The following is a 544-nucleotide window of genomic DNA, read 5'->3' as shown; positions in this document are numbered from 1 at the left end:
TTGCTGAAGCCTCGCTGCCCGAGTTCTTCGCCGCCTTCGCCCTGGAAATAGATCGAGGTCGTGTCAAAGAAGACCAGACCCAGCGAGCTGAACAGATCCCGTCGTCGATCGAAGAGAGCTTCTTCGATCCGGTCCTTCGTACAGCGAAATCGGAGATGGCTCGCCGGGTCCTCCGCATCCGAGAGGTTCGCGGAATCCTCATCGAGGGGCTCACCGAGCCAAGCCATGGCGCGATAGGCGTGGTGAAGTTGAAGCTCGTCGATGCCCGCCACAGCATGGTCGTCCTTCCAGTGATAGCAGGCTCGGTCCGAGCCCGGGTCGACCAGGCGGTGCAGCACCTCGAGAAAGACGACCCGCTCCACCGGGAACTGGAATTTGCGCTCGCCTAGCAGCATCTGGAGCACTTTGCGGCAGCCGGTTTGTTCCCAGAGCTTCTCAAAGATCCGCGCCGGTCCCAGGGTTCGGCTGGAAAGCGTCGGGAGGGTGCCCTTCTTGAATTCGCTGAGAACCAGAAGTTTCTCTGAAAAGCGGGATCCGGAGGCCA

The 544-nt window shown here is 60.7% G+C and carries 1 protein-coding gene; it reads right to left on the bottom strand.

Going from position 1 to position 544, the window contains the following annotated elements:
• A partial coding sequence (locus GY725_07675) for a transposase (protein MCP4004057.1) occupies positions 1–544 on the bottom strand: 544 nt, incomplete at both ends.

This window comes from bacterium (genome assembly GCA_024226335.1).
Lineage (GTDB): Bacteria > Myxococcota_A > UBA9160 > SZUA-336 > SZUA-336 > JAAELY01.
Note: the sequence above shows the minus strand (reverse complement) of the source record. Positions and strands in the feature narration are given on the sequence as shown.